Origin of the sequence: Bradyrhizobium sp. (genome assembly GCF_049581145.1) — a bacterium.
GTDB lineage: Bacteria > Pseudomonadota > Alphaproteobacteria > Rhizobiales > Xanthobacteraceae > Bradyrhizobium.
Map to the genome: position 1 here is coordinate 1 of NZ_JBAURI010001034.1, position 1,721 is coordinate 1,721.

At 67.6% G+C, this 1,721-nt stretch carries 2 protein-coding genes; both read right to left on the minus strand.

The window, feature by feature from the left end:
* Nucleotides 1–255 precede the first annotated feature (255 nt).
* Nucleotides 256–654 carry an NUDIX hydrolase gene (locus WCB02_RS33455; protein ID WP_423965170.1) on the minus strand — a complete coding sequence of 133 codons (399 nt, stop codon included), beginning with the start codon at nt 652–654 and terminating at the stop codon, nt 256–258.
* 138 nt (nt 655–792) lie between these two features.
* Complete coding sequence (ubiA, locus tag WCB02_RS33460; protein ID WP_423965173.1) at nt 793–1,719, minus strand: 4-hydroxybenzoate octaprenyltransferase; 927 nt, start codon at nt 1,717–1,719, stop codon at nt 793–795.
* Nucleotides 1,720–1,721: the final 2 nt, after the last annotated feature.

Below are 1,721 nucleotides of genomic sequence, written 5' to 3' on the forward strand. Positions count from 1 at the left end.
AAGCCACTCCATTCTTCATTGCCGGCACGACCCACGACGAGATTTTGCGGACGTTTTAGAGCCTGGCTCGTTTGGACCAGATAGTCGCCGTCATTGCGAGCCCCGGGCTTGACCCCGGGTGGAGCAATCCAGAGCCACCCACCGCCTACGATTACTGGATTGCTTCGTCGCTCCGCTTCTCGCAAGGACGTGGGCCTGACTGAAAACCGCTCTAATCTTGCGCCGGCTACGCCCCACTGGGCGAGGTCGGCGAGCTCACGCATGCAGTCTTTCAATCCGCGCCGCGTTCGCGAGAATTTCGCTTAAGCCCGGCGTCGTCGGCGACGGCGGCGCTCCATGCGGATCGATCCAGTCGATGGCCGCGACTTCGTCGCTGACCCTGGCCTCACCCGCCGTCCAGCGGGCGACGAACGAGGCGATGATGAAATGCGTCCGGACCCGTTCGCCCTCGCGAGCGATCGCCTCGACGTGGCGGTTGAAGCCGATGATTTCGGCGCTGACGCCGACCTCCTCCATAAGCTCGCGCGCGACGGCTTCAGCGAGCGTCTCGCCCACTTCGACCACGCCCCCCGGCAGGCTGAAATGGCCGATCATCGGCGCCCGCGCGCGCCGCACGATGAGAATCCGGCCGTCTCGAAACACCGCCGCCGACACCGCGAGGATCGGGCGGGCGGGGAACAGTCTGTCATCCATCGGGCGTCCCATCGCTCTTGAGGCTTGTCGCCGCTCGCCAGCGAGCTCGAATGTCCGGCGCCGATCAAGCCGCTTCCAACCATTCGGACGCCCGAGCGGCTATCCCAGCCACCCCTCGAGCGCGATCCCGGCGAACAGGATGAACCCCGCGTCGCGGTTGGAGCGAAAGAGCCTGAGCGCCGTCGCCGGGTCGGCGCCTTCGATCCTCATGACCTGCCAGGCGAGATGGCTGCAAAAAACGAGCCAGCCGATGAGCGCGATGGCGCCGCCGCCGGCGAGTTCGATCGCCGCAAACGCCAGCGCCGCGCTCGCGGCATAGAAGAGGCCGACGGCGAGTTGAGCGCGGGGACCGAACAGGCGGGCGGTGGAGCGGATGCCGACGATGGCGTCGTCGCGCGCGTCCTGCAGCGCGTAGATCGTGTCGTAGCCGATCGTCCAAGCGAAGGCGGAGAGGTAGAGCAGGATCGGGGCCGGCGCGAGGCTCGCGAATGTCGCGCTCCAGCCCATCAGCGCTCCCCACGAAAAGGCGAGGCCGAGCGCCGCCTGCGGCCACGAAGTCACACGCTTCATCAGCGGATAGATCGCAACCACGCCGAGCGAAGCGATCCCGAGCCAGATCGAGAACCGGTTGAAGCTGAGCAGCACCGCGAGGCCGACCAGAGCCTGTGCGACGAGGAACGCCGCCGACGCGCCGATCGAGACCCGGCCCGCCGGCAGCGGGCGATTGCGGGTGCGCTCGACCGCAGCGTCGAGCTTGCGGTCGAGGATGTCGTTATAGGTGCAGCCCGCGCCTCGCATGGCGATGGCGCCGATCAGGAATAGCAAGAGGTGCCAGAGGTTGGGCCCGCGATGCAGAGCGAGGCCGGCGAGCGCGGTCGCCTGCCAGCATGGCGCGAGTAAGAGCTGCCATCCGATCGGCCGGTCAAGGCGCGCGAGCTGAACGAACGGAAGGGCGAATGCCGGGGTCAGCCGCAACACCAGACTCGCCGGCCGGGCGTCCGGCAGGCTGGCCGCCGGTTGGGTCAAAG